Source organism: Roseateles sp. P5_B10, from assembly GCF_056400485.1.
Window position 1 is genome coordinate 1 of sequence record NZ_JBFULE010001329.1, and the last position, 927, is coordinate 927.

Here is a 927-nt window from a genome sequence, read left to right on the forward strand (position 1 = left end):
AGCAGACGCCGGGTGTCAAGCTCAGTGGCCTCATCCAGCTGCACGAGCTGGCCCTGACCCAGCCCGACGGCCAGGCCCTGCTCGGCTTCAAGCGGCTGAGCCTGCCACTCGCCGACGTGCAACCGCTGCGTCGCCAGCTGGGCTTCGGCGCCATCCTGCTGGAGTTGCCCGATGCCTGGCTGCGCCCGCTGCCGGCAGGGTCAGGGTCTGGCGGCGTGTCATCGCCAACTGCGSCCCCCTGGCAGTTCAGCCTTGCCGGGTTGGAAGTCAAGGAGGGTCGTTTCACTCTCAACAAGGGCCTGGCGCTGGAGGCCATCCAGATCAAGCTCGGCGCAGCCGCCTGGCCGTTGAAGTCGCCTGCCCAGCTCGACGCCAGCCTGCGCCTGGACCGGGCCACGCTGACGGTCCAGGCCAAGCTGTCGCCCGAGCTGCTGCAGGCTGATGCTGAGCTGGATGGCCTCGCCGTCGAGCGCCTGGCCGCCTGRCTGCCGTTGCCCAGCGGCGTACGGCTGGTCGCCGGCCTCTCCACCAAGGCTGGCCTCACCGTCACGAACCCGCTGGCCGAAGGCGCTGCCGACCGTGCCCAGCTGACCCTGGCCGAGCTGCGCATCAGCGACGCTCGCCTTGGCCTGCCCGGCGCGCCGCGGCTGGTGACGTTGGCCTCGGCCCAGCTCGACAAGGCCAGCGTCGAGCCTGCCACGCATGCCATCACCCTCGGCACGCTGGCGCTGGACGCGCCGCGCGCTCTGCTCGCCCGCGAGCAGGGTGGCCGCTTGAACATCGCCGGCCTGCTGCCGCCTGACAGCGCCGCGTCCGCTGCCGGCCCGGCCTGGAAGGTGCAGCTTGCTGGCCTGACGGTCGAGCGCGGCGCACTGCGCTGGCAGGACGCCGCCGTGCCCGCAGGTGTCGCGCCCGTAGGCTTTACGC

General features: G+C 72.1%; 1 protein-coding gene. It reads left to right on the forward strand.

The window, feature by feature from the left end; all coding sequences use genetic code 11:
* Positions 1-927, forward strand: a 927-nt coding sequence (locus tag AC1DU6_RS33095; protein ID WP_477862543.1) for a DUF748 domain-containing protein, incomplete at both ends; no start/stop codon positions are given.